Origin of the sequence: Microbacterium suaedae, assembly GCF_003254645.1 — a bacterium.
GTDB lineage: Bacteria > Actinomycetota > Actinomycetes > Actinomycetales > Microbacteriaceae > Microbacterium > Microbacterium suaedae.
The window spans coordinates 975,090-998,331 of sequence record NZ_PNFD01000001.1 but is presented as its reverse complement, the minus strand read 5'-3'; the positions used below and the strand labels follow the sequence as shown (position 1 = coordinate 998,331).

Genomic DNA, 23,242 nt, shown 5'->3' with positions numbered 1-23,242 from the left:
GATGAGTGCTCCGGCCAGCCACCCAACACAACGCAGTCAATGTGTCGCCGGCCCGTGCGGCACGCCGCGGTTCGGGCGCACAGCCAGCGAATTGACTGCGTTGTGTTGTCGGGGGATGGCAACGGAAAGGGCCGCCCCGCGGAATGCGGGGCGGCCCTTTCGGTGCGCTGAGGCTCAGCTCAGGTCGAAGCGGTCGTTCTCCATGACCTGGACCCAGGCGGCGACGAAGTCGTTCACGAACTTCTCCTTCGCGTCGGCCGAGGCGTAGACCTCGGCGATGGCGCGCAGCTCGCTGTTCGAGCCGAAGACGAGGTCGACGCGGGATCCGGTGAGGCCCGAGTCGCTCGTGTACGTCTTCTCGTCGGCGTCGGGCGTCCACGAGACGCCGTTGACGAGCAGGTTCACGAAGAAGTCGTTCGTGAGCGCGCCCGGCGTCTCGGTGAACACACCGAGCTCGGATCCGTCCCAGTTGTTCCCGAGCACGCGCAGTCCGCCGACGAGCGCCGTCATCTGCGGGGCGCTGACCCCGAGGTGGTTGGCGCGGTCGAGCAGCAGGTACTCGCTGGGCAGGTCGATGAAGCCGCTGTCGTAGTTGCGGAACCCGTCGGCGACCGGCTCGAGCCAGGCGAACTGCTCGGGGTCGGTCTGCTCCTGCGTCGCGTCGACGCGTCCCGGGGTGAACGGAACCTGCACGCCGAAGCCGGCTGCCTCGGCGGCCTGCTCGACACCCACGCCGCCCGCGAGGACGACGACGTCGGCGAAGGACACGCCCGACGCCTCCGCGATCTCCTCGAGCTTCGCGATGACGGGCTTCAGCTGCTCGGGCTGGTTCACCTTCCAGCTCACCTGCGGCTCGAGGCGGATCCGGCCGCCGTTCGGGCCGCCGCGCTTGTCGGACGAGCGGAACGTCGCCGCTGCCTTCCACGCCGTCGACACGAGCTGCTGCACCGTGAGGCCCGACTCTGCGACGAGCTGCTTCGCCTTCGCGATCGCCGCGTCGTCGGTCGCCGCGGTCTGCTCGGGCAGCGGGTCCTGCCAGATGAGGTCCTCAGCAGGCACCTCGGGGCCGAGGTAACGCGCCTTCGGGCCCATGTCGCGGTGGGTCAGCTTGAACCATGCGCGGGCGAAGGCGTCGGTGAACGCGGTCTGGTCCTCGCGGAAGCGGCGCGAGATCTCATCGAAACCAGGGTCCATGCGCAGCGAGAGATCGGTCGTGAGCATGCGCGGCTCGCGGTGGCCCTCACCGTGCGCCATGGGCGTCAGGTCGGCGCCGCCGCCGTCCTTCGGACGCCACTGCTTCGCGCCCGCGGCCGACTCGAAGAGCTCCCACTCGTACGCGTAGAGGATGTGGAAGAACTCGTTGTCCCAGCGCGCCGGGTGGTAGGTCCACGTGACCTCGAGGCCGGATCCGACCGTGTCGTTGCCTCCGCGGCCATCGCCGTAGCCCTGCTTCCAGCCGAGGCCCTGCTGCTCGAGCGGGGCTGCTTCGGGGTCGGGGCCCTGCTTGTCGTCGGGGTGCGCGCCGTGGGTCTTGCCGAAGGTGTGGCCACCCGCGATGAGCGCCACGGTCTCCTCGTCGTTCATGCCCATGCGGCCGAACGTGTCGCGAATGTCCTTCGCCGCGAGAAGCGGATCCGGGTTTCCGCCCGGGCCCTCGGGGTTGACGTAGATGAGGCCCATCTGCGTTGCGGCGAAGGGCGCGTCGAGCTCGCGGTCGCCCTTGTAGCGCTCGGCATCGAGCCACACCTTCTCGGGGCCCCAGTAGACGTCGTCGTCGGCCTCCCACACGTCGGGACGGCCGCCGGCGAAGCCGAACGTCGGGAAGCCCATGGTCTCGAGCGCGACGTTGCCGGCGAGGATCATGAGGTCGGCCCACGAGATGGACTGGCCGTACTTCTGCTTGACGGGCCACAGCAGGCGGCGCGCGCGATCGAGCAGCACGTTGTCGGGCCACGAGTTCAGCGGGGCGAAGCGCTGCATGCCGGATCCGCCGCCACCGCGTCCGTCGTGCGAGCGGTAGGTGCCGGCCGAGTGCCACGCCATGCGGATCATGAACGGGCCGTAGTGGCCGAAGTCAGCGGGCCACCAGTCCTGCGAGGTCGTGATGGCCTCGGCGAGGTCGGCCTTGACGGCCGCCAGGTCGAGGTTCTCGAAGGCTTCCTTGTAGTCGAAGTCGCCGCCGAGCGGGTTCGAGACCGTCGGGTTCTTCGCGAGGATCCGGAGGTTGAGCTTGTTCGGCCACCACTCGCTGTTCGCGCTGCCTTGGGTCGGGTGGACGAGCCCACCGTGGCCGGAGGGGGAGCCGTCGTGGGTGTGATCGCCCGCGACGGTCGGGTTCTCCTGCGCGTCGGGGTCGCCGGAGCCGTATCCGAACGGACAGGTGCCGCTGCTCTCAGTCATGATCGCCTTTCGAAGAGGTCGGAAGCGGTGGGTGAGGATCGTTCAACGCGACGGGTTGTCCCGCGAAGATTTGAATGACTCAAATGTAGCGCACGGAGCCAGCGAGCGCGACCGTCTTGGCAGTCGCATCAGATTTCCGCGCGTGTCGCACAGGCACTGTTCACAGACGCCGCGCGGATAACGTGTACGCCATGAGTGTGAACCCTCCGTATCGCGCCGACATCGTCGGATCCTTCCTCCGTCCCGCCGAGATCAAGACGGCCCGCGCGCAGGCCGCGAGCGGCGAGATCGACGCCGCCGCCCTGCGCGCCGTCGAGGACGAGCACATCGCCGCGCTCGTGACGCATCAGGCACAGTCCGGTCTGTCGCTTGCGACCGATGGCGAGTTCCGCCGATCCTGGTGGCACTTCGATTTCTTCGGCGGGCTCGACGGCGTGGACATCGTCGAGACGGACCACGGGCTGCCCTTCCAGGGAGCGCAGACGAAGCAGAAGGCCGTTCAGATCAACGGCCGGATCGCGTTCGGCGATCACCCGATGCTCGAGCACTGGCGCGCGCTCAAGCCGCTTGCGGAGGCGGCGGGCGTCACGCCGAAGCAGTCGATTCCGGCGCCGACCGTGCTCGACTTCCGCGTCGAGCCCGACAATCTCGTCGCCAACGAGTACGCCACGCGCGACGACTACGTCGATGACCTCGTGCAGGCGTACCGCGACGCGATCGCCGCGTTCTACGCGGAGGGATGCCGCTATCTGCAGTTCGACGACACCGCGTGGGCTTACCTCTGCAGCGAGACCGAGCTTGAGCGTGCGAAGACCGAGCGTGGAATCGAGACCGATGGGCTCGGCGAGCGGTACCGCGACATTCTCAATCGTGTGCTTGATGGCAAGCCCGACGATCTCGTCGTCACGACGCACATCTGTCGCGGCAACTTCCGCTCGACGTGGATCTCTTCGGGCGGCTACGAGCCCATCGCCGAGCACCTTTTCGCCACGAACTACGACGGCTTCTTCCTCGAGTACGACAGCGACCGCGCGGGAGGCTTCGAACCGCTGCGCTTCCTGAAGCCGGGCACGCAGACGGTCGTGCTGGGTCTCGTCACGACGAAGTCCGGCGAGCTCGAGGAACCGGCCGAGATCGAGCAGCGCATCCGCGAGGCAGCCGAGCACGCACCGCTCGAACAGCTCGCGCTCTCACCGCAGTGCGGATTCGCCTCGACCGAGGAAGGGAACGTGCTCAGCGAGGACGAACAGTGGGCGAAGATCCGCCACGTCGTCGACATCGCCGGGCGCGTCTGGGGCTAACCGCGCTGCCTGCCAACACAACGCAGTCGATCTGAGCCTCAAGGACGGGTAGGCCCGCGTGCCGGTGCGCGCGATGCCGGAATTGACTGCGTTGTGTTGGGGGTTCGTAGGCTGGTGGGGTGACAGACCCGACCGCGCTGATCGATGACGCCCGCGCGCGGCTCGCCGAGGTGCCGCGCGTGCGGCTCGGCGCCGTGCGGGAACCGGGGCGGATCCGTCGCGTACTCGGCGGACGCCCCGTCCTCGCACCCGTCGCCGAGGCGTGGCATCTCGGCGTTCTCCTCGTCGGGGACGACACCGTCTGGGGCACCGGCGACATCCTGCGTTCTGCCGCTGAGGTTCGCCGCGGGTACACGGCCGAGTCGCAGCGAGAGCGGGCGGCGCTCGCCGCCATGGCCTTCCGTGGTGGCTTCGCAGAGGGCGAGACGTGCCACATCGCGTGGGCGCCGCTCGACCTCGAAGCCGCAGATTCAGGTCCCCTCGTGCGCCGCGATGGGCGGGTGATGGTGCGCTGGTCGCCCGCGGGATTCCTCGCTCCGCTCGACGAATACCTGGACGAGCGGATCCGTCTCGTGCGGGGTCGCGCCGACTGAACCTCGCTCTCCGGGATCGGAGGAACACGCGGGATCGCGCGGGGATCTGTTGGAACGTCGGGGGTTCGTCGTACTCTTTCTGGCACGGCACCGGCGCCGGGGCGGACCCGGACGCCGCCAGACCTTCCAAGGAGCGCAATGTCGCGATCTCAGCACACGAACACCGCTGCCGTCCCCGAGCGTGAGCAATGGACGGGCCAGGTGGGCTTCATCCTGTCCGCGATCGGCTCCGCCGTGGGCCTCGGAAACATCTGGCGCTTCCCCGGAGTTGCATACGAGTCGGGCGGCGGCGCCTTCCTCATCCCGTACCTCGTGGCGCTCATCACGGCGGGAATCCCGATCCTGTTCCTCGACTACGCGATCGGCCACCGATTCCGCGGCTCGGCTCCGCTCGCGCTGCGGCGCCTCGGCGGGAAGCTGGGCGAGAGCGTCGGGTGGTTCCAGGTCGCCATCGCGGCTCTCATCGCGATCTACTACACGGGCGTGCTCGCGTGGGCGGCGAGCTACTTCGTCTTCGCGTTCGACGAGCGGTGGGGATCCGATACGACGACCTTCTTCGTCGCCGACTATCTGCAGGTCGCCGGCGAACCCGCGACCTTCGACTTCGTGCCGGGCGTGCTGATCCCGCTCGTGCTGATGTGGATCATCGCGCTCGTGATCATGGGTGCGGGCGTTGTGAAGGGCGTTCAGCGGGCGAACATCGTCATCATCCCGCTGCTCATCGTCACCTTCCTCGTGCTCGTGATCCGCGCGCTGTTCCTGCCCGGGGCGCTCGAGGGGCTCAACGAGTTCTTCTCGCCCGACTTCGCCGCGCTCACGGATCCGGGCGTGTGGATCGCCGCGTACGGCCAGGTGTTCTTCTCGTTGTCGATCGCCTTCGGCATCATGATCACCTACGCCTCGTACCGTCGTCGTCGGTCGAACATGACGGGCGCAGGATTCGTGGTCGCCTTCGGAAACTCTTCCTTCGAGATCCTCGCCGGCATCGGTGTGTTCTCCACTCTCGGCTTCTTCGCGTACCAGCAGGGCGTCACCGTCGGTGATCTCGACGGGCTCGCCGGCGTCGGGCTCGCGTTCATGACCTTCCCCGCGATCGTCAGCGAGATCCCGGGCGGTGCCTGGGTCGGTGTGCTGTTCTTCGGCACGCTCACCCTCGCGGGGCTCACCTCGCTCATCTCGATCCTCGAGGTCGTCATCGCGGCGATCCGCGACAAGTTCGGTCTCACGCGCGGTCAGGCCGTCGGGGGCATCGCGATTCTCGCGCTGATCTCGATCCTGCTGCTCGGCACGACGTCGGGCCTCACAGCCCTCGACACGATCGACCAGTGGACGAACAACATCGGCATCGTCGCCTCGGCGATCGTCATGACCGTCATCGTCATCTGGGTGAAGGGGCGCGGCGGCGAACTGGCGAAGCATCTCAACGCGGTGTCGACGTTCCGCGTCGGCAAGCTCTGGATCTTCTTCGCCGGTCTGCTCGCGCCGGCCGTGCTCACCTACATCCTCGTGGCGAAGATCGTCGAGCTCGTCACCAACGGATACGAGGGGTACGACGCCTGGTACCTCGGCGTCGCCGGGTGGGGCAGCATCGTCGTCGCCCTCGCCGCCGCCATCATCCTGCCGCTCATCACGTGGCGCCATGACCCCGACAAGTTCGAGGCGTGGCCCACGAACGAGCAGCTCCGTGTGAAGGGAGGCGCCCGATGAGCGCCGTCGCCATCCTGTTCCTCGTCATCGCGGCCGTGGTCATCTGGGGCGGCCTGCTCGGGAGCATCGGCTTCCTCGTCGCCCGCCCCGAGACGACCTCCTATCCCGAGGGCGGCGAGGATCCGGCGACCGACTGACCCGGGCGCGCTCGTCGCGCTCAGCGCGACGAGCGCGCCGTACGGCCCCGGGTGATGCCGACGAGAGCCTGCACGTCCTCGTCGTCGCGCCGCCGCAGCCACGCGAGCACGACCCGGGAGGCGGGGGCGCCCGCGAGCGGCCGGAAGGTCACATCGCGACGATGATGCAGGCGGGCGAGTGACATCGGCACGACGACGATGCCGACGCCCGACGCCACCGTAGCGATCGCGTCCTCGGTCGTCGCGACGGGGTCGAAGGCCGGTGCCTCGGTCGGCAGATCGAGCGGCCCGAGCACGTCGTCGCGGGGCGTGATCAGGACCTCGCCCGCGAGGTCGCCGGGTTCGAGCTCTTCCACCACCGTGAGGTGGGAGTCTGCGGCGATCACGACGACCACGATCTCGTCGTACAGCCCCACGATGTGCAGATCGTCGTCGGCCATCGGGAGACGGCAGATCGCCGCGTCGACCAGGCCGTCGCGGAGGGCATCGAGCTGCGTGGCGACATCGAGCTGCTCGAGTTCGATTCGCTGGTAGGGGCGCTGCGTCCGCCAGCGCTCGATCCACTTTCCCGGCGTCGCGCCGGGAATCGTGCCGAGGCGGAACACCGGCAGCCGGGCGGGAGCTTCGCGCGGCGCGGGCTGGTTCTGTGGGGGACGCCCGCGTCGCGGGGCGGATCCCTTCGTAGATCCCGCCCGCGGCCTGCCGCCGCGGGGTGCCTTCTTCTGCGCCATGCGCCCAGCCTATTCGGCGCCGCTTCGCCGCCTCGCGCGGGGCGGCGCAGGCCGCTGGTTCGGAACGACGGAGAATCTCCGAACCCACGGATCCGCACGGCCGATCACCTCCGCAGAATCGGCGATTCTCCGAGGAATCCTGCGCCGACGCCGCCGGGTCCGCGCCTCACGTCGCCGCGCGGGCGATACGCTCGCCGTGACGAGAGGAACCCAGGTGGCACATTTCGATCTCCCGCTTGCAGAGTTGCGCGGGCGTCATTCCGACCAGGTCGTCCCCGACGACTTCGACGAGTTCTGGGCGAGCACGCTCGAGGGCAGCCGCGCGGCGCACGGTGAGACCTACGCGCGCGAGGTCGACAACGGGCTCACTCTCGTCGACACGAGCGATGTGACATTCTCGGGCTTCGCGGGGGATCCGATATCGGCGTGGTACCACCGCCCCGCGCACGCGGATCCGACGGCGATCGTGGTCGAGTTCATCGGATATTCGGGCGGGCGCGGCTTCGCGCACCAGCAGTCTGAGTGGGCGCTCGCCGGCTACGGGCACCTCAAGGTCGACACCCGCGGGCAGGGGTACGGGCAGTGGTCGCCCGGTGACACGGCCGACCCGCACGGATCCGATCCGGCAGCACCCGGCAGCATGACGCGCGGCGTTCGTTCTCCCGAGACGTACTTCTACCGTCGCGTATTCACCGACGCGGCGCTCGCGATCGACGTCGCGCGCGAGCTCGCGCCGGGGGTTCCCGTCTTCACCGCGGGCGGAAGCCAGGGCGGCGGGATCGGCATCGCGGCGACGGCGCTCGGCGAAGGTGTTGCCGGCGCGATCATCGATGTGCCGTTCCTCTGCGATTTTCCGCGCGCGACGTCGGTCACCGACGCAGCGCCGTATTCCGAGATCGTCTCGTACCTCACGGCGCACAGGGACCGCGTCGACGAGACCTTCCGCACGCTGCAGTACTTCGACGGCGTGAATCTCGCGACCCGCGCGACGGCGCCGACGATCTTCTCGGTCGCTCTCATGGACCAGGTCTGCCCGCCGTCGACGGTGTTCGGCGCCTTCAACGCGTGGGCGTCCGACGACCGGCAGATCGAGGTGTACCCGTACAACGGGCATGAAGGCGGCGGGGCGCTCCAGCGGAGGATCCAGCTCGACTGGCTGCGCGAGCGCGTCTGACCAACACAACGCAGTCGATTCGCGGCCGATTCAGCCGTGCGGCCGGGAACCGAAACCTCGCAGCCCGTATTGACTGCGTTGTGTTCGGGCGATGTGCGAAGGGCCGCTCACTCTGACGAGTGAGCGGCCCTTCGTGGTCGGGGGATCGCCGTGTCAGGCCGCGAGATGAAAGCCTCGGCGGTCGGTGGCGACCTTCGCGCCGTCGCGGATCGTCTCGTCGTCGCCGATGAGGGAGCCACCGGCGACCTGAGCGCCACGTCCGATCTGGCTGCGAACGCCGATCTTCGCCTTCGCGCCGACGGCGGCCTCGGGGCCGATGTGCGCATTTGCGTCGATCACTGCGCCCGGTCCGATGACCGCGCCCGGTTCGATCCAGGCGCCTGCGGCGATCTGCGCGCCTTCGAGCACGCGCGCGTGCGGCTCGATGTACGCGCCGGCTTCGACGCGGGCCGTCGCGGCGACCTTCGCGCCATGCGCGACAAGGCCTCGGCCATTGGCGTGCTTGCGATAGCGCAGGACGCCGCCCTGGTCGTCTTCGATGTCTACGTAGTTCTTGCCCACAGTGTCCTTCCGCAGGTTGACGGTTCTGGTCGGACATTCGGGATAACGACCGTCGTGGGGGCGTTATTCCCGCGTTGGATGTGGCTATCGTGCGTCCGGCCGCCATGTGAGCGCTGGAGGCCCCCTATGGGTCGGCTGAGAGCAGCGCCTCCTTCGTTTGTCGGAGGATCCGGATAGCGTCGTGCGTGTGGTGAGGACGACGCTTTCGAAGGCAGAGGCGCGGCGCACGGCGCTTGCGGCACAGGGGATGGGCGGGGCACGCCCGGGGGCGACGACCACCCGGTCGCTGTCTGCGGCGATCGCGCGCATGGGCGTACTGCAGATCGACTCGGTGAACGTGTTCGCGCGGTCGCACTACATGCCTCTGTTCTCGCGGATCGGGCCGTACGACCCCGCGCTCCTCGATCGTCTCGTCTTCCGGAAGGGGCGCGCCGAGCGGCCGGCGCCCTACGTCGAGTACCTCGCGCACGAGGCAGCGTTCATGCCCACCGACGACTGGCCTCTGTGGGGGTTTCGCCGCGCCGACGTCGTGGCACGATCCGGGCGCTGGGGCGCGTGGGCGGCCGACAACGCCGACGTCATCGGGCGGGTGCGCGCCGAGCTCGCCGACCGCGGCCCGCTGCGGCCCGCCGATATCGAGTCGGTCGTGCGCACATCGCGCGGCGGCCCCTGGTGGGACTGGGATCATGCGAAGCGCGCTCTCGAGTATCTGTGGGCGGGTGGCGAGGTTGCGATCGCGGGGCGCGAGGGCTTCGAACGCGTGTACGGGCTCGCCGAGCACATCGTGCCGGCACACCTGCTCGGCGTGGATGCTCCTCGGCAGGATGCCGTGCGCGAGCTCGTTCGGCGGGCGGCGAAGGCCTCCGGCGTCGCCTCGCTGTCCGATCTGAACGACTACTACCGCCTGCGAGACCAGCGCGCCGTGCGTGAGGCCGTCGATGATCTCGTCGAGGCAGGCGAGCTCTCTCCGGTGCGCGTCGAGGGGTGGACTGATGCGGCAGGGCGCGCGCTTCCCGCGTGGATCCACCGCGATGCACGCGTGCCGCGCGGCATCGAGCAGACGGCGCTGCTCACGCCGTTCGATCCGGTCGTCTGGTTCCGCGATCGCGCTGAGCGCCTCTTCGACTTCCACTATCGGATCGAGATCTACGTGCCGCAGCCGAAGCGTCGCTTCGGCTACTACTCGCTGCCCGTCGTCGTCGACGATCGTGTGGTGGGGCGCATCGACCTCAAGGCCGACAGGGGTTCGTCCGCCCTGCGGGTCCAGTCTGCGTGGTGGGAGGAGCACGCGTCGACCGGCCACGCGTCGGAACGGATCGCGGCAGAGCTCGCGCGTGCCGCGGAATGGCAGGGCCTCGACCGCATCACGGTGTCGCGCTGGGGCGACGCGACCGAACACCTCGCCGCGGTCCTCGACGCCGAGCGCCACGACCATCCGAACGCGAGAGGGATGTGAGCGGCGTGCGAATCCCGAGCGACCTTGCGCACGTGCCGACGAACGTCGAGACCCCGGGGCTCGTCGCGGCACTGCCCGGTGGCGATCGTGCTGAGGCCGTGTGGCGCAACGGCGACGGAGGCCTGACGTTCCGTCTGCCCGCCGTCGGGACGCATGCGCCGCGGCACGTGAAATGGCAGCCGGTGGGCTCGCCGCCCGATCTCGATGCCGAGGCGGAGCGGCTCCGATGGGCCTCCGCACACGCGACCGTCCCGCCCGTCGTTGCGCTGCTGGGCGATGGCGAGGGGAGGGCGCTCATCACGGAGACGATCCCGGGCACGTCCGCCGTGCTCGCTCCCTGGACCGAGACGCCGACGCAGACAGCCCGTGCGCTCGGGGCGGGTCTGCGCGCTCTGCACGAGGCGCTGCCCGTCGACGAATGCCCCTGGACGTGGTCGAATGAGGATCGCCTCGCGCGCATCGCCGATGCCGACGAGCGCGCGCGCCTGACGGCGGCGGAGCCGGATCCCGCGCGCCTCGTCGTCTGCCACGGCGACGCGTGCGCCCCGAACACGCTTCTCGACGCCGACGGCCGCGCGGTCGCTTATGTCGATCTGGGCGCCCTCGGCGTCGCGGACTTCTGGGCCGATCTCGCCGTCCTGGCGATGAGCACGGTCTGGAACTACGGCGAGGGTGTCGATGATGAGGTGTATGCGGGGTATGGCGTCGACGCCGATCCCGGCCGGATCGCGTTCTTCCGCGCGCTGTGGAACACGGAGTGATGTGCGCATGGCGCCCGCCCATGTCGGTTACGAGGGATCGTCCACGCGCGGGAGTGCGGCCCTACCGAGCGCGCGTTCGGGAGCGTGCCGAGTCCGAGCGCGAGCCGTGCGGTTCCGTCTCCGGAGGAGCAGTTCGTCGGCTCATCGCCTCGCGGTAGTCCGATGGCGTGAGGCCGAACCGATCTCGAAAGCGTCGAGAGGCGTGGCCGCGGTTCGTCCAGCCGACGTGGCGGATCGCTGCTGTCACGGGCATCTCGGTGTCGCGCAGGATGTCCGCGAGCAGCGTGAGCCGGGTATCCGCGAGATAGGCGCGCGGAGTCTGCCCGTAGGTGTCCGCGAAGACGCGACATAGCTGCGATGTTGACAGGCTGACGGCAGCCGCCAGCTCGTCGAGAGTCCAGCGCCGGGAGGGGGCGTTGCGCAGGAGCGCGGACGCGAGGCGCGCTTCGGGCCGCGTTCCGTGGGGCTCCAGGACCGCGGTTGGCGCGTCGAAGGGGAGTATCTCCTCGGGATCGCCGGGAGGGGCGAGAACGGGAGGAAGCGACGTCACCAGCACGCTCATGACCTCGTGGAAATGTGCGTTGATGAGGTAGTTACACGTTCGTGTCAACGGGGCCGCGCAGAGTTCAGCGATCCGGTCGATCCGAGGCTCAATGACCTCTCGTTGCGATGCGTGCAACTGAGCGAACAGCACACCTGGGGCATAGGCCCGATTCAGGATCTTCGCGGCCTCGATGCGGTCCTCGACGAAACCGAAACTCTGCCAGTAGACCTGGTCTACTGCATACTGCCAGTCGAGAAAGAGCGTCGTGGTGGTCGCTTCCGCGCGATCCGAGATCGTCGCTGATGCACGCGGCCCGATGAGGGCGACGTCGCCGCTGTAAACGGTGCGGGAGCCGTGAGCCCAGGAGATCTTGGCGTTCCCGCGCCGGACGAAGACGACTCGGATCCAGGCATCGCTCTGCTGTTCCCGCGACGCTTCGCCGTCTTCGGTGACAGCCCCGATGGGGCCGTGACGGCGTGGGAGAGACACGCGCCCCGAATCCTGCGGCGGAGTGCACGTCACGTGATCTCCCTCTCCTCGTCCACAGACTGCTGAAGACCATTCTGGCGGCGCAGGCCGTTTCGCGGGAGTTCCTCCTCTCCGCTGAAAGCGAGGTCATAGTCGCGCCGATACTGGATCGCGCTGTTCCCCACGCCCTGGGGGACCATCGGCCAGACCATGGAGTCGGCGCTGACGACGAAGTCGATGACGACGGGCCTGTCGTCGATGGCCAGCGCCGCGGTGATCGCGGCATCCACATCGCTCTCCCGCTCGACGCGAAGCGCCGCGCATCCGTGCGCCTCGGCGAGCTTCACGAAGTCGGGGATCCGGGATCTCCGCGGTCCGTCATCCAGGTTGCTGTGCGAATAGCGCTCGGAATAGAAGAGCTTCTGCCATTGCCTGATCATTCCGAGAGACGAGTTGTTGATCACCGCCACCTTGATCGGAATGTCATTGATCGCGCACGTTGCGAGCTCCTGGTGGGTCATCTGGAATGACCCGTCGCCATCGATCGCCCAGACGACTCGTTCTGGGTCTGCCACTTTGGCTCCCATAGCCGCCGGAACCGAGTAGCCCATGGTGCCCGCGCCCCCGGAATTGAGCCAGGAGTTCGGACGCTCGAACGAGATGAACTGCGCGGCCCACATCTGATGCTGCCCGACGCCCGAGGTATAGATCGCTTCCGGGCCCGTGATCGCGCTGATCCGGCTGAGGACGTGCTGCGGTGCGATCAAGCCGTCGGAGGTCGCCGTGTATCCCAAGGGATACTCGCGGGCGAGCCCGTCAAGAAACCGCCACCATTCGTCCAGTCGCCGTGGCGAGGAGCTGGTCTCCCGGATCGCAGCGGTCAGACCTGCGATTCCTGCGCGGGCGTCCGCGACGATCGGGACATCCGCTTGCCGAAGCTTCGAGATCTCGGCCGGATCGATGTCGATGTGGATGACGCGCGCTTGCGGAGCGAAAAGGGCGCGTTCTCCCGTCACGCGCTCGTCGAAACGAGCGCCGATGGCGATGAGCAGGTCTGACTTCTGCAACCCGATCACGGCGGGGATGCTGCCGTGCATCCCCGGCATCCCGAGATTCATGCGATGCGAGTCGGGGAATGCTCCGCGCGCCATCAGGGTCGTCACAACGGGTATTCCCGTGAGCTCAGCGAGCTCGCGGAGCTCTTCTGCGGCCCGTGCCCGCACGACACCGCCGCCGACGTACAGCACGGGCCGGCGGGAGCGTGCGATCTCTGACGCGGCCTTCGCGAGCTGCCCGCGATGAGGTTGGGGTGTCTGAGGGAGATGCTCGATTCCTTCTTGCGGCCAGTGGAAGGGCGCCCGATTCAGCTGGGCGTCCTTCGGGATGTCGACGAGGACGGGGCCCGGTCGTCCGCTGAGCGCAAGACGATGCGCCTTGCTGATCGTTCCGGGGATCTCGGATACGTCCGTGACAAGGAACGAGTGCTTCGTGATCGGCGCCGTGATCCCGACGATGTCCGCCTCTTGGAAGGCGTCGGTGCCGATGAGGTGCGACGGGACCTGGCCGGTGATCACCAGCAGGGGCACCGAGTCGGACTTCGCGTCCATCATCGCGGTCACGAGGTTCGTTGCTCCCGGACCGCTCGTCGCGATGGCGACGCCGAGCCGACCGGAAGCCGACGCGTAGCCTTCCGCCGCGTGACCGGCGCCTTGCTCATGGCGGACGAGCACGTGCCGGATCCGGTCGGAGTCGAGAAGGGCGTCGTACACCGGGAGGATGCTCCCTCCCGGGATCCCGAACACGTCGGTGACTCCGAGGAGCTCGAGCGACCGCACGACGGCCTCGGCGCCGGTCATCGAGGCATCGGCGGTGAGCGTCGGAAGCGGGGGTGTCGATGATGGGCGCAGGGCGGGGCCGGACGATCCAGTGCTGGGCGAGGACGGGATGACGTTCGTGGGCAAGAGGAGTCTCCTCATGGTCGAACCGGAAGAGCGCGGAAGGCTGCGCGTCACCGGAAGATGGTGCACGGCGGAGGGCCGGAGGATCCGGGTTCGAATTGCCCGAATCGAGTCGTCACCGCGACAGGTGTCGTCGTGTCGTGGCTGCGTGACCCGGAGGTGCCGGCGAAGCATCGGTGATGCACCCGAATGGGTGAGAGGTGCATCTGCAGTGGATCGACCATAGCGCGGTCGCGAGCGACGCTTTGTCGCAGGGACGTTCGGTCTTCTGGCCGACGCAGGGCCTGTCCATCGGTGCGCGTGGGCCGCTCAGGATGAGCGCTTTCTCCCAGCCGTCCGCTGTGTTCTCGCGCAGGCGAGGGGAAGAATCGTCGGGTCGCTCGTGCAGTGAGCGGTCGGAAGGGATCCTGCGCGCCCCCGCTTCCGTGCCCCGGCGGGGATGCGGGGACATGCGCAGGGGCGGACCAGGGATGCGGATTCTCGGATCACGCCATCGTCCGAGGCGCAGCGACGGCCAGGCATAGCCGCCGCCGCGCCTCCTCCCGTACGAGGGGCGTCGGCTGGATCCCTGAGCGGGGCGCGGACGGCGTTCGTCGTCGGCTCAGAAGACGTGCCGACGACGCGCTTCGTCGAGAGCTGCGGCGCTGCTGCTGACACCGAGCTTGCGGTAGAGCGAACGGCGCTGCGCTTTCACGGTGTTGGCCGACACCGAGAGCTCTGCGGCGGTCTCGGCGACGGAGCGGCCCTCGGCGATCGCGTCGAGGACGACTCGTTCGCGGGGAGTCAGATCGACATGGACCGGAGCCCCCATGGCATATCCCGGGAACAGCGGGATGTCGATGCGGAGATCAGGTGCGTGTGCGAGCACCGCCTGCAGGTCGGCGCCGGGAATCGTGGTGAAAGGGGACGACAGGTTCTCGCGGTGCGCGATATCGACGCTCCGAGACACATGCCGGATCACCGTCTGTTCGTCGTCGGACAATCGGAGGCTTGCCGCTGCAGCAATCAGGCTGAAGGACATCTCCTGCAGAGGGGTGCCGGGAAGCCGGAGCGCACGCGCTGCGATCGATGCCGCGCTCGCGGCGTCTCCGTCGAACAGCCTGACGCGAGCCCGCGCGAGATCCGAGAGGCGCGATCGCCGGTGCGGTGATTCGGCGAGGCAGAGCCGGGCGTCGACGATGCGCTGCTGGGCCAGAAGCAGGTCGATCCGCAATGTGGTCAGCATCGCAGACGTCGTGACGCTGGCGCGCAGGTGAGTGAGGACGCCCGCCAGCTGCTGGTCCAGGAACGCCAGCGTCTCCGCGGGGCCGACTCGCAGGAGGCGCGCCCGAACGGCGCACTCCAGCAGATACGGCCAGAACTCGGAGGCCCGCCGATACGCTTCCGCCGGGCGGAGATGCTCTTCCGCCGCCTCACCGCGGCCCTGTTCGATGAGGGCGCGCGCGTTTGCGATCGTTGACGGGACCGTCGTGCACGCGGCGCCGTAGCCGGGCGGAAGAGGAAGATCCCCGAGCTCGTCGAGCAACTGCGTCGTCGTCGCGATCTCGCCGCGCTGCGACGTCACGAGCGAGCGCATCGAGAAGATGCGAGCGCGTTCGACGACGGGACGATCCGGGAGCACGTCGATCCCGGCTTCGTCGAGCGCTGTCAGCGCTCGCTCGCTCCGGTCGGCCATCAAGAGCGATACCGCGGCCTGGCTGAGGAACATCGAAGCGGCCTCGTCCAGTTCTCGCGTCGGATCGTCGACCTGCTCGAGGATCCCCATCAGCCGGATCGTGGCAGATGCCGCCTTGTCGTGACGCCCTAGGAGTCGGAGAGTCAACGTGACGAAGCACTGGATCCATGCCGTGTCGACGGAGGGGCGTGCGCTGTATCGCCCCAGCTCAGCTGCCGTGGTGAGAAAGCGCTCGAAGCCGCGGAAGGCCGCTGCATGACGCCCCATGATGAAGTCGTCGTGGGCGACGGCGAACATCAGGAGGGGATGCTCCCGTTGCGCCGACGGCGGGATGCGACGAAGGATCTCGGAGTGGGCGGTCTCGCGTACCGCGAGCCCGCTCATCCGACGGCGATAGAGCCGCGAGGCTCGGGCCCAGTCTTCCGCGTCGATCGACGCGGCGAATGCGGCGAGTCGTTCGTCGCGCTCCTCGAGCTCGGCGGCGAGAGCCGCCAGAGAACGGCGGGCGGTCTGCGGGTGAGCTGCTGTGAGCTCCTGCCGCAGCGCCTTCCGTAGCACGGGCTGAAATCGGAACCGCCTCCGCTGCCCATCGTCTTCCCACGATCCGAGGCCCCGAATCGCGCAGTCGTCCATCATGCGGAGGGTGTCGTCGGACGCGCCGAGGGCCCGCGCGAGGGGCTCGTCGAGCACTTCCGCGACGGACAGCGGCAGAAGTGACGGGAAGCTCGGATCCGTGCGCAGTTCGTCGACCAGGCGGGCGCCGATCTGCTGGGTGGCGGATCCCACCGTGCGGTGGGCGGGAGACGTCGCGCGATCGTCGAGTTCCGCGCGCACGGCAAGCGGCCATCCGCCCGTCGCCGCGTGGAGGACTTCGATGTCGTGGTCTGTGTGGGACCGGTTTGAGAACGCCGCCAGCGCCGAGGTCTCCTCACGGTCGAAGACCAGCAGCTCGGGAGGGCTCGCGGCGAACCGGTGCCGCGTGCGCTCGTCGTCCGGGATCGCGTCGGGGCTCCGACGTGTCGTGAACACGATCCGCAGGGAGGAGCCCTGCGTCGACAGGGAGATGAGGTCGTCGGAGAGCGGCGTCTCAACGGCGAGATCGCCTCGATCGACCACGAGGGTGGCTCTCTCGCGATCGGGAGAGAACTGGGCCAGGAGCAGGGGGAGGAGCGCCCGGGTCATGGCGCCCGGCGGCTGCTGAAGCGCTCGGAGGAGATCGTCGTCGATGTCGGATCCCGCGGCGGCGAGTCGCTGCATCGCCGCGCTCCAGAAGACCTCGCGCTGCCGGAGCTCGGTGTCGAGGGTCACCCAGGCTATCCGCGAGCCGCGGGCGACTTCGTTCTGGGCCCACGCGACGAGCGCCGAGGTCTTTCCGCTTCCCGCGCCGCCGCACACCATGACGATCCCCTGCTCGCGGTGGAGCGCCATCCAGCGATCGAATCGGGCGCGTGAGATCAAGTCTCGTGGCGCGCGCGGCGCGCCAGGTGGTTGCAACGCCAACTCGTGCGGGGCTGTGCCGGTGACTCCGGAGGCGGGGGTGGACCTGGTTTCGCTGGATGTTCCTCGCACGATCGCGATCTTAGAGCCCGAGAGGTGCCGGGGAAGAAGGGCGGGTGAATCGCCGGGTGAATTCGACGACGACGATGGAACGCCGAGCGTGACGACCGATCGACTGGGAGTCACGTGCATGTTGCCTGCGCGCCACGTGTGACCGACGCATCGAAGGAGCTCTCGTGAAGGACAAGCCCCAGTGGGATCCGCGTGGCTGGATGAGATGGGACGCGCTGGCGAAGCGCACCCGCATGGTTGCCGCCGCGACGGCGGTCATTCTCGTCGCAGGTCTCATCTCGGCGCCCCAGCTCGCGACGGCCGCAGGTGAGCCGACCCCTGCGTCGGGCGAGCCGGAGTACGAGATGACCGGCGCGTGGCTCGATCAGCCCGAAACGGTCGGCCGCGGCGAGCCCGTGGTGGCCGAGTGGCGCATCAACGTCAATGACTCCGGGACGCCCGCAGGCAACGACTTCGTCGAGAACGTGACCGCGAGTTTCGCGCTCGGCAGCGCCGTCTTCCACGATGTGCCCGATGTCTGCCTCACCGATGGCGTCGAGCCCGCGTCGGGGATCTCCGACGATGGCACGACGCTCACCTGCAATTTCGGCGCGGTGCGGATGGGCACCGCGCTCGTCCTGCAGACTCCCGTCGTGCCCACCGGCTCGACGGGTGAGGAGGTCACGCTCGAGGGGGCGGTCGGCGATCATTTCGTCGAGCTGCCGCCCGTCGAGATCCTGAACGACTTCGCGATGGACATGTACTTCGGGCAGAACACCAACTTCCAGGACTGGGACGAGCCGACGAACCCGAGCAGCGTCGTCGTGAACACGCAGTGGACGCTGCGTCTCGCGAAGGGTTCGGATGCGGGCCCCAATTCGGTGACGTATCCCCTGACGATCACGACGCAGGACGGTTCGTCGGTCTCCGTCGGAGCGGATGAGCGTGAGCAGTACGGCCAGCACGTCGGATGCGGACCGTTCAACGACTGGCAGAGTGCCGACGGGCACCCGTTCTCCGGGCGCCCGGATGTTCCCGCTCGGAACGCTCCTTTCGTCGACGACTGCACCCTGACGCAGACGGGGGCGAACACGTTCGATCTCACACTGTCCGGCATCGACTACTCCCTGCTGACCGTTCCGACGGAGGATTCCTCGGAGAACCCGCTTCCGCCGAATTGGGACGCGATCGCGTCGGGAACCCTCTGGTTCGAGGTGTCGACGGACGCGGCAGGGTCGATTTCGGTCGTGGCCGATCCGGTGACCTATGAGGCGCCGACGGGGCAGACCTTCGTCGACCCGGCGGGCAACAACACGACGAACAAGTCCTACACGCTTCCGGGGGCGTGGGCGGCGAGCTGGGGCCGCATCTACACGGGCTCTGGCGGGAACTACTGGGATGACTCCTATCGCGTGCCGACCGGGACCGAGGTGGAGCAGCGGACGACGAACCGCCCGGGACAGGGTCATGCCGACGACGAGACGTTCGGGAACTGCCTCGTCCTCGACTCCGATTACGTCACGTACACGAGCACGCAGGTCGCTGGATGGGATCCGAGCGACGGCTTTACCTTCGAGTACGGTCCGGGCGAGAGCGGTGACTATCTGTTCGAGTGGTTCACGGGGGATACGGGAGACCCGGATCAGTTTGATTGCGGGAGTGGAACCTGGGTGACCGAAGAGCCGGCGGATCTGTCGACGATCACGGCCGTGCGCGTCTCCTTCGACTGGGCGCGGTATGCGGAGACGGCGTCTGACCGGATCGTGCTCTACGCGTACTCGACGATCGACGCCGATGTGCAGGCGGGCCAGGACGTGTGGATGTTCGGGTCGGCGATGAAGGGCGACGACGTGTGGCGGGGGCCCGAGACCTCACGCGTGGTCACCCCGACTGCCGACGCGCGCTACCCGAACACGAACGGGCGACGCGACATCCTCCGCGTGGTCGCGGCCCTGCCCTACATCGAGAAGGAAGCGGCGGAGTCCTCCATCACCGTCGGTGTGCCCGCTGAGTTCACTCTCACCTACGCGGCAACGGGATCCGCTCTTCTGCCGCCGACGATGGACGGCTTCGAGATCCGTGACCGTCTGCCGCTCGGTATGACGTACGTCGCGGGCTCCGCGGATCCCGAGCCGACGATCACGACCGATGGCGAGGGGCGGCAGGTCCTGGACTGGCGGATCGACGGCGTTGCGACCAACGTCGAGCACCAGCTCACGTATCAGGCGATAGCCGACGCCAGCGTGGAGCCCGGCACGGCCCTCACCAACACCTCGTGGGCACGCATGGGCGCGACCGAGACGCGGCCGGATGCAGGCGACTGGAGCACCCCGGCCGAGTCGACGGTGACGACCACCACGAACGGGTACACGTCGATCCTCAAGACGAGCGATGTGGACTACATCCCGAACGAGGATGGCGACGGCAGCGGAACCGGGTCGTGGACCGTGCAGCTCGAGTCGTTCGACCCGACGCCGCAGGCGTACACGGACACGATCGATGTTCTCCCGTACAACGGGGATGACCGGGGGACGTCGTTCTCGGGCTCCTATGTGCTCGACGACGTCGTGCTCCAAGACGGCGGCACGGTGTACTACACGAACGCCGACGTCTCGACGGTGAGCGATGACCCCGCGGATCCGTCGAACGGCAGCGCGGGCGACGTCACCGGCAACACGGTCGGGTGGACGACGGATCCGCTCGCGGACGCGACCGCGATCCGCGTGATCGGAGGCGAGTTCGCCTCGGGGGACACGTTCACCTTCCAGATCGTGATCGCGGTCGACGGGGCCGTCGGCGAGGACGTGTTCTGGAACAGTGCTCAGGCGCGCGCCGAGCACACCGAACTCGTCATGCGAACCTCGGCGCCGTTGCTCGTCGCCAACCACTACGCCGCGGAACTGAAGAAGTACGTGCAGGACGCGGACGGCGAGTGGCGCGACGCGCAGGACGTCTCAGACTTCCCTCGGTACCGAGCGGGAGACGAGGTGCCGTATCGGATCGTCATCGAGAACACCGGCCAGGGCACTCTGACGAACGTGGAGATCTCGGACGACCAGCTCCCTGCGGAGGGACCGTTCTTCGTCGAAGAGCTGATCCCCGGCGATATCGAGACCTTCGAGTACACGATGACGCTGCCGGCCGACATCGGCGATGAGTTCGTCAACACGGCATGCGCCGTCACAGACACGCCGCCCGATGCGGAGGAGCCCCCGACGATCGACTGCGACCCCGCGGGGATCGAGGTCGTCGGCGACCCCAAGCATGCCAAGGAGATCCTCTCGGCGAAGCCGATCGGCGAGGGTGAGTGGGAGATCCTCTACGGCATCACGGTGTCGAACCCGACCGCTCAGTCGACGGCCTACACGCTGGAGGACGAGCTGCGGTTCACCGACGAGGCGACGATCACCTCGGCCGAGGTGACAGCGTCTCCCGACGGCGTATCGCTTGAAGAGCCTGCCTGGAACGGGCAGGACGAGCTCGTGATCGCCTCCGAGGTTCCCCTTGCAGGCAATGACGATGAGGGGTACACCGAGCACGTCTATGAGGTGGCGGTCGTCGCCTCGGTGCCGCTGTCGATCGAGGGCGCGGGAGGGGATCCGGATCCCACCGCGTGCGGCGAGGACGCGGCCGCGTCGCTGGACCGTGCGTTCACCAACACGACGAGCCTCACGGATCCGCTGGGCGGGGTGGACGAGGACTGGGCCTGCGCGCCGATCCCGTCGATCGACATCGCCAAGACGGTGTCGGAGGGCCCCGTGGCGAACGGCGACGGTACTTGGACGGTGCTGTACGACATCGTCGCGACAAACGACGGGGCCGCGGACGGCGTCTACAGTGTCACGGACAAGATGACGGCGGATGGTGACCTGGTCGTCGAGACCGGCGCCGTCGTGACGTCGCCCGAGGGGGTCACGCCCAGTGGGTCATGGACCGGCCTTGGTGCGGACCACGACGCACCGGAGAACGTCATCGCCACGGATGTGATGCTTGCCGCGGGAGAGGCGCACACCTACCAGGTGGAGGTCGTCTTCTCACTCGACACCGCCGACGGTGTGCCGGCCGTCACGTCATGCGATGCCGCCGATGACTCCGGTGGCGGGCTGTCGAACGCCGCTCAGATCGAGCACAACGATCTGACCGACGACGCGGAGGCCTGCGTCACGGTGGCGGACATCATCGTCGAGAAGTCGGTGTCCTCGGGCCCGACCGAGAATGGCGACGGGACATGGACGGTCGTCTACGACGTCGTCGCCACCAACAACGGGCCCGCAGCGGGGACGTACGACGTCTACGACCAGCTGCGCTACGGTGACGACGTCCAGCTCGAATCTGCCGAGGTCGTGAGCGGCCCCGACGGCGTCACGCTCTCCGAGGAGTGGACGGGATCCGGGGCCGAGCCCGACGCGGTCGAGAACCTCATCGCGGGCGAGGTCGCGATCGAGGCGGGGGCGTCTCACACCTACCGCGTGCAGACGATCGTGTCGCTCGACGAGGCAGAGGCCGAACCGCTGTCGCTCACCTGCCCCGAGCCCGGTTCGGGCGAGAACGGCGGGTTGGCGAACGGGGCGATGCTCGACCACAACGGCTACGTCGTTACCGACGAGGCATGTGCCGAGCTGCCGCTCATCGAGATCGCCAAGTCCCTCCAGGGCGCAGTCTTGCCGATCGACGGGGAGACGGGCGTCTACGACGCGACGTACGAGATCACGGTCACGAACCGCGGCCCCGGCGCGGGGTCGTACGACCTCGACGACAGCCTCACTGTGGGCGAAGGCGTCGCCGTCATCGGCGTGCAGGATGTGTCCACGGATGCGCCGGACAGCGTCGGCATCAACGACGCGTTCGGAACGAACGGTGAGGAGCGCATCGTCACCGGCCAGCCGATCGCAGGGGCGGACGGCGCATCCGTCGTTCACACCTACTCCGTGACGATCCGGTATGCGCTCGACCTGTCACAGGTCGAGGATCCGGGTGATGCGGCCTCGTGCACGACGGATGATGGTGCTGTCGCCGATGGATCCCTTCACAACGTCGCGACGGTGACGTGGAACGGTCAGCCCGAGGACGACGACGAGTGCGTCGTCGCGGGCAAGCCGGTGCTCGACAAGCAGCTTGTCTCGGCTGATCCGATCGGCGACGGTCGGTGGGAGGTCGTCTACGAGCTGACCGTCGGGAACACAGGCGCCGCCCGCACCGTGTACGACCTCGACGATGAGTTCCTCTTCGCGCCCGAGGTCGAGGTCGTCCGGACCGAGGCCGCGGGCCCAGAGGGCATCGAGATCGACGAGTCGTTCGATGGCGAGCAGAACCAGAGGCTTGCGACCGACGTCGAGCTCGCGGGGATCGACGACGAGGGCTACGCCCCGCATATCTACCGGGTGACGGTGCTCGCCGACGTGCCGCTCCGCTTCGCGGATGCTGCTCCGGACGGGACCGGATCCGCGGCGTGCACGGCGGCGCCGGGAGAGAACCGCTTGGAGCAGGCGCTCAACAACGCCGCCACGCTCACGGACGAGACGGGAGGCGAGCAGACCGACACGGACTGCGCTCCGCTGCCGTCGATCCTGATCGACAAGTCCGTCGTCGACGCGCCCACCTCGAACGAGGCCGGGGAGTGGACGATCGAGTACGAGCTCGTCGTCTCGAACGACGGTGCCGCTGTCGGTGAGTACGACCTCGTGGATCGGCTGCGCTTCGGAGCAGGCATCGATGTCTCCGAGGCCGAGATCGTCGGCGCCCCCGAAGGCGTGAACCTCGCGGGATCGTGGACGGGGCAGGGGGAGAACGGTGCGGACGACAACCTCGTCGCTGCCGGAGTCGTGCTTCCCGCGGGCGCCGCGCACACGTACCGCGTCGAGGTCACGGCAACGGTTGATGGCGACGCCGCGGACGCGACGACGTACGCATGTGCGGATCTCGGATCCGGCGAGGCCGCGGGCTTTGCGAACACGGCGGGGGTCGCGCACAACGATCTCGTCGACGACGCGGAGGCATGTGCGATCCCCGACGAGCCCGAATCGCCGAGCGATCTCTCGTCGACCGGCGGGACCGTCTCGATGGTGCTCCTCGCAGCGGGCGTCCTGACTCTGTTCGGCGGTGCGGTGGCGCTGATCGTGGCCCGCCGCCGGCGGAGCAGGGAGACGCTCGACGAGCTGATGTGACGAAACCGGTCGTGGCGCCGACCGCTCTGCGGCGGTGCCACGACCGGACTTCGCGGGCGGAACG

General features: G+C 68.4%; 14 protein-coding genes. 8 read left to right on the top strand and 6 right to left on the bottom strand.

The window, feature by feature from the left end:
- Positions 1-174: 174 nt before the first annotated feature.
- Complete coding sequence (gene katG / locus C0012_RS04505; protein WP_110589559.1) at positions 175-2,400, bottom strand: catalase/peroxidase HPI; 2,226 nt, start codon at positions 2,398-2,400, stop codon at positions 175-177.
- A 191-nt stretch (positions 2,401-2,591) separates the two neighbouring features.
- Here katG and C0012_RS04500 point away from each other — a divergent pair, with 191 nt between their 5' ends.
- From C0012_RS04500 to C0012_RS04485, 4 genes are all read left to right on the top strand, one after another.
- Positions 2,592-3,701: a 5-methyltetrahydropteroyltriglutamate--homocysteine S-methyltransferase gene (locus C0012_RS04500; protein WP_110589560.1), complete on the top strand. Its 1,110-nt coding sequence runs from the start codon at positions 2,592-2,594 to the stop codon at positions 3,699-3,701.
- Between the two features lie 119 nt (positions 3,702-3,820).
- Entirely contained in the window at positions 3,821-4,294 is a 474-nt protein-coding gene (locus tag C0012_RS04495; RefSeq protein WP_110589561.1) for a glutaminase, read from the top strand.
- Between the two features lie 138 nt (positions 4,295-4,432).
- Positions 4,433-6,001, top strand: a complete 1,569-nt coding sequence (locus C0012_RS04490; protein WP_110589562.1) for a sodium-dependent transporter — start codon at positions 4,433-4,435, stop codon at positions 5,999-6,001.
- Positions 5,998-6,138: a methionine/alanine import family NSS transporter small subunit gene (locus tag C0012_RS04485; RefSeq protein WP_110589563.1), complete on the top strand. Its 141-nt coding sequence runs from the start codon at positions 5,998-6,000 to the stop codon at positions 6,136-6,138. Before C0012_RS04490 ends, C0012_RS04485 begins: the two co-directional genes overlap by 4 nt.
- Positions 6,139-6,158: 20 nt before the next feature.
- On the opposite strand, the gene C0012_RS04480 is transcribed toward C0012_RS04485, so the two are convergent.
- Entirely contained in the window at positions 6,159-6,869 is a 711-nt protein-coding gene (locus tag C0012_RS04480) for a LysR family substrate-binding domain-containing protein (protein WP_110589564.1), read from the bottom strand.
- Between the two features lie 214 nt (positions 6,870-7,083).
- On the opposite strand from C0012_RS04480, the gene C0012_RS04475 reads away from it, so the two are divergent.
- Complete coding sequence (locus C0012_RS04475; RefSeq protein ID WP_110589565.1) at positions 7,084-8,043, top strand: acetylxylan esterase; 960 nt, start codon at positions 7,084-7,086, stop codon at positions 8,041-8,043.
- 153 nt (positions 8,044-8,196) lie between these two features.
- Here the strand turns inward: C0012_RS04475 and C0012_RS04470 are convergent, their stop codons facing one another.
- Positions 8,197-8,604 (bottom strand): transferase, encoded by a 408-nt coding sequence (locus tag C0012_RS04470; RefSeq protein ID WP_110589566.1) that lies wholly within the window; start codon positions 8,602-8,604, stop codon positions 8,197-8,199.
- Positions 8,605-8,794: 190 nt separating this feature from the next.
- Between C0012_RS04470 and C0012_RS04465 the strand changes: the two genes are divergently transcribed.
- Positions 8,795-10,060, top strand: coding sequence for a winged helix-turn-helix domain-containing protein (locus C0012_RS04465; RefSeq protein WP_198411055.1), 1,266 nt, complete (start codon positions 8,795-8,797; stop codon positions 10,058-10,060).
- Entirely contained in the window at positions 10,057-10,821 is a 765-nt protein-coding gene (locus tag C0012_RS04460; protein ID WP_232527770.1) for a phosphotransferase, read from the top strand. Before C0012_RS04465 ends, C0012_RS04460 begins: the two co-directional genes overlap by 4 nt.
- A 61-nt stretch (positions 10,822-10,882) precedes the next feature.
- Here C0012_RS04460 and C0012_RS04455 read toward each other — a convergent pair whose 3' ends face one another.
- The 3 genes from C0012_RS04455 to C0012_RS04445 all read right to left on the bottom strand — a co-directional run bounded on the left by C0012_RS04455 (position 10,883) and on the right by C0012_RS04445 (position 16,894).
- Entirely contained in the window at positions 10,883-11,854 is a 972-nt protein-coding gene (locus C0012_RS04455; RefSeq protein ID WP_162621885.1) for a helix-turn-helix transcriptional regulator, read from the bottom strand.
- A gap of 29 nt (positions 11,855-11,883) precedes the next feature.
- Positions 11,884-13,689 carry an acetolactate synthase large subunit gene (locus tag C0012_RS04450; RefSeq protein WP_232527805.1) on the bottom strand — a complete coding sequence of 602 codons (1,806 nt, stop codon included), beginning with the start codon at positions 13,687-13,689 and terminating at the stop codon, positions 11,884-11,886.
- 703 nt (positions 13,690-14,392) lie between these two features.
- A complete protein-coding gene (locus C0012_RS04445; RefSeq protein ID WP_110589569.1) occupies positions 14,393-16,894 on the bottom strand; it encodes a helix-turn-helix transcriptional regulator in 2,502 nt (833 codons plus the stop codon).
- A gap of 305 nt (positions 16,895-17,199) precedes the next feature.
- Here C0012_RS04445 and C0012_RS04440 point away from each other — a divergent pair, with 305 nt between their 5' ends.
- Positions 17,200-23,178 carry a DUF7507 domain-containing protein gene (locus C0012_RS04440; RefSeq protein ID WP_110589570.1) on the top strand — a complete coding sequence of 1,993 codons (5,979 nt, stop codon included), beginning with the start codon at positions 17,200-17,202 and terminating at the stop codon, positions 23,176-23,178.
- Positions 23,179-23,242: the final 64 nt, after the last annotated feature.

Coding starts and splice junctions, on each gene's coding strand:
- C0012_RS04480 (WP_110589564.1), bottom strand. CDS start 6,869: ATGGCGCAGAAGAAGGCACCCCGCGGCGGCAGGCCGCGGGCGGGATCT.
- C0012_RS04485 (WP_110589563.1), top strand. CDS start 5,998: ATGAGCGCCGTCGCCATCCTGTTCCTCGTCATCGCGGCCGTGGTCATC.
- C0012_RS04445 (WP_110589569.1), bottom strand. CDS start 16,894: ATGGCGCTCCACCGCGAGCAGGGGATCGTCATGGTGTGCGGCGGCGCG.
- C0012_RS04490 (WP_110589562.1), top strand. CDS start 4,433: ATGTCGCGATCTCAGCACACGAACACCGCTGCCGTCCCCGAGCGTGAG.
- C0012_RS04450 (WP_232527805.1), bottom strand. CDS start 13,689: ATGACCGGCGCCGAGGCCGTCGTGCGGTCGCTCGAGCTCCTCGGAGTC.
- katG (WP_110589559.1), bottom strand. CDS start 2,400: ATGACTGAGAGCAGCGGCACCTGTCCGTTCGGATACGGCTCCGGCGAC.
- C0012_RS04500 (WP_110589560.1), top strand. CDS start 2,592: ATGAGTGTGAACCCTCCGTATCGCGCCGACATCGTCGGATCCTTCCTC.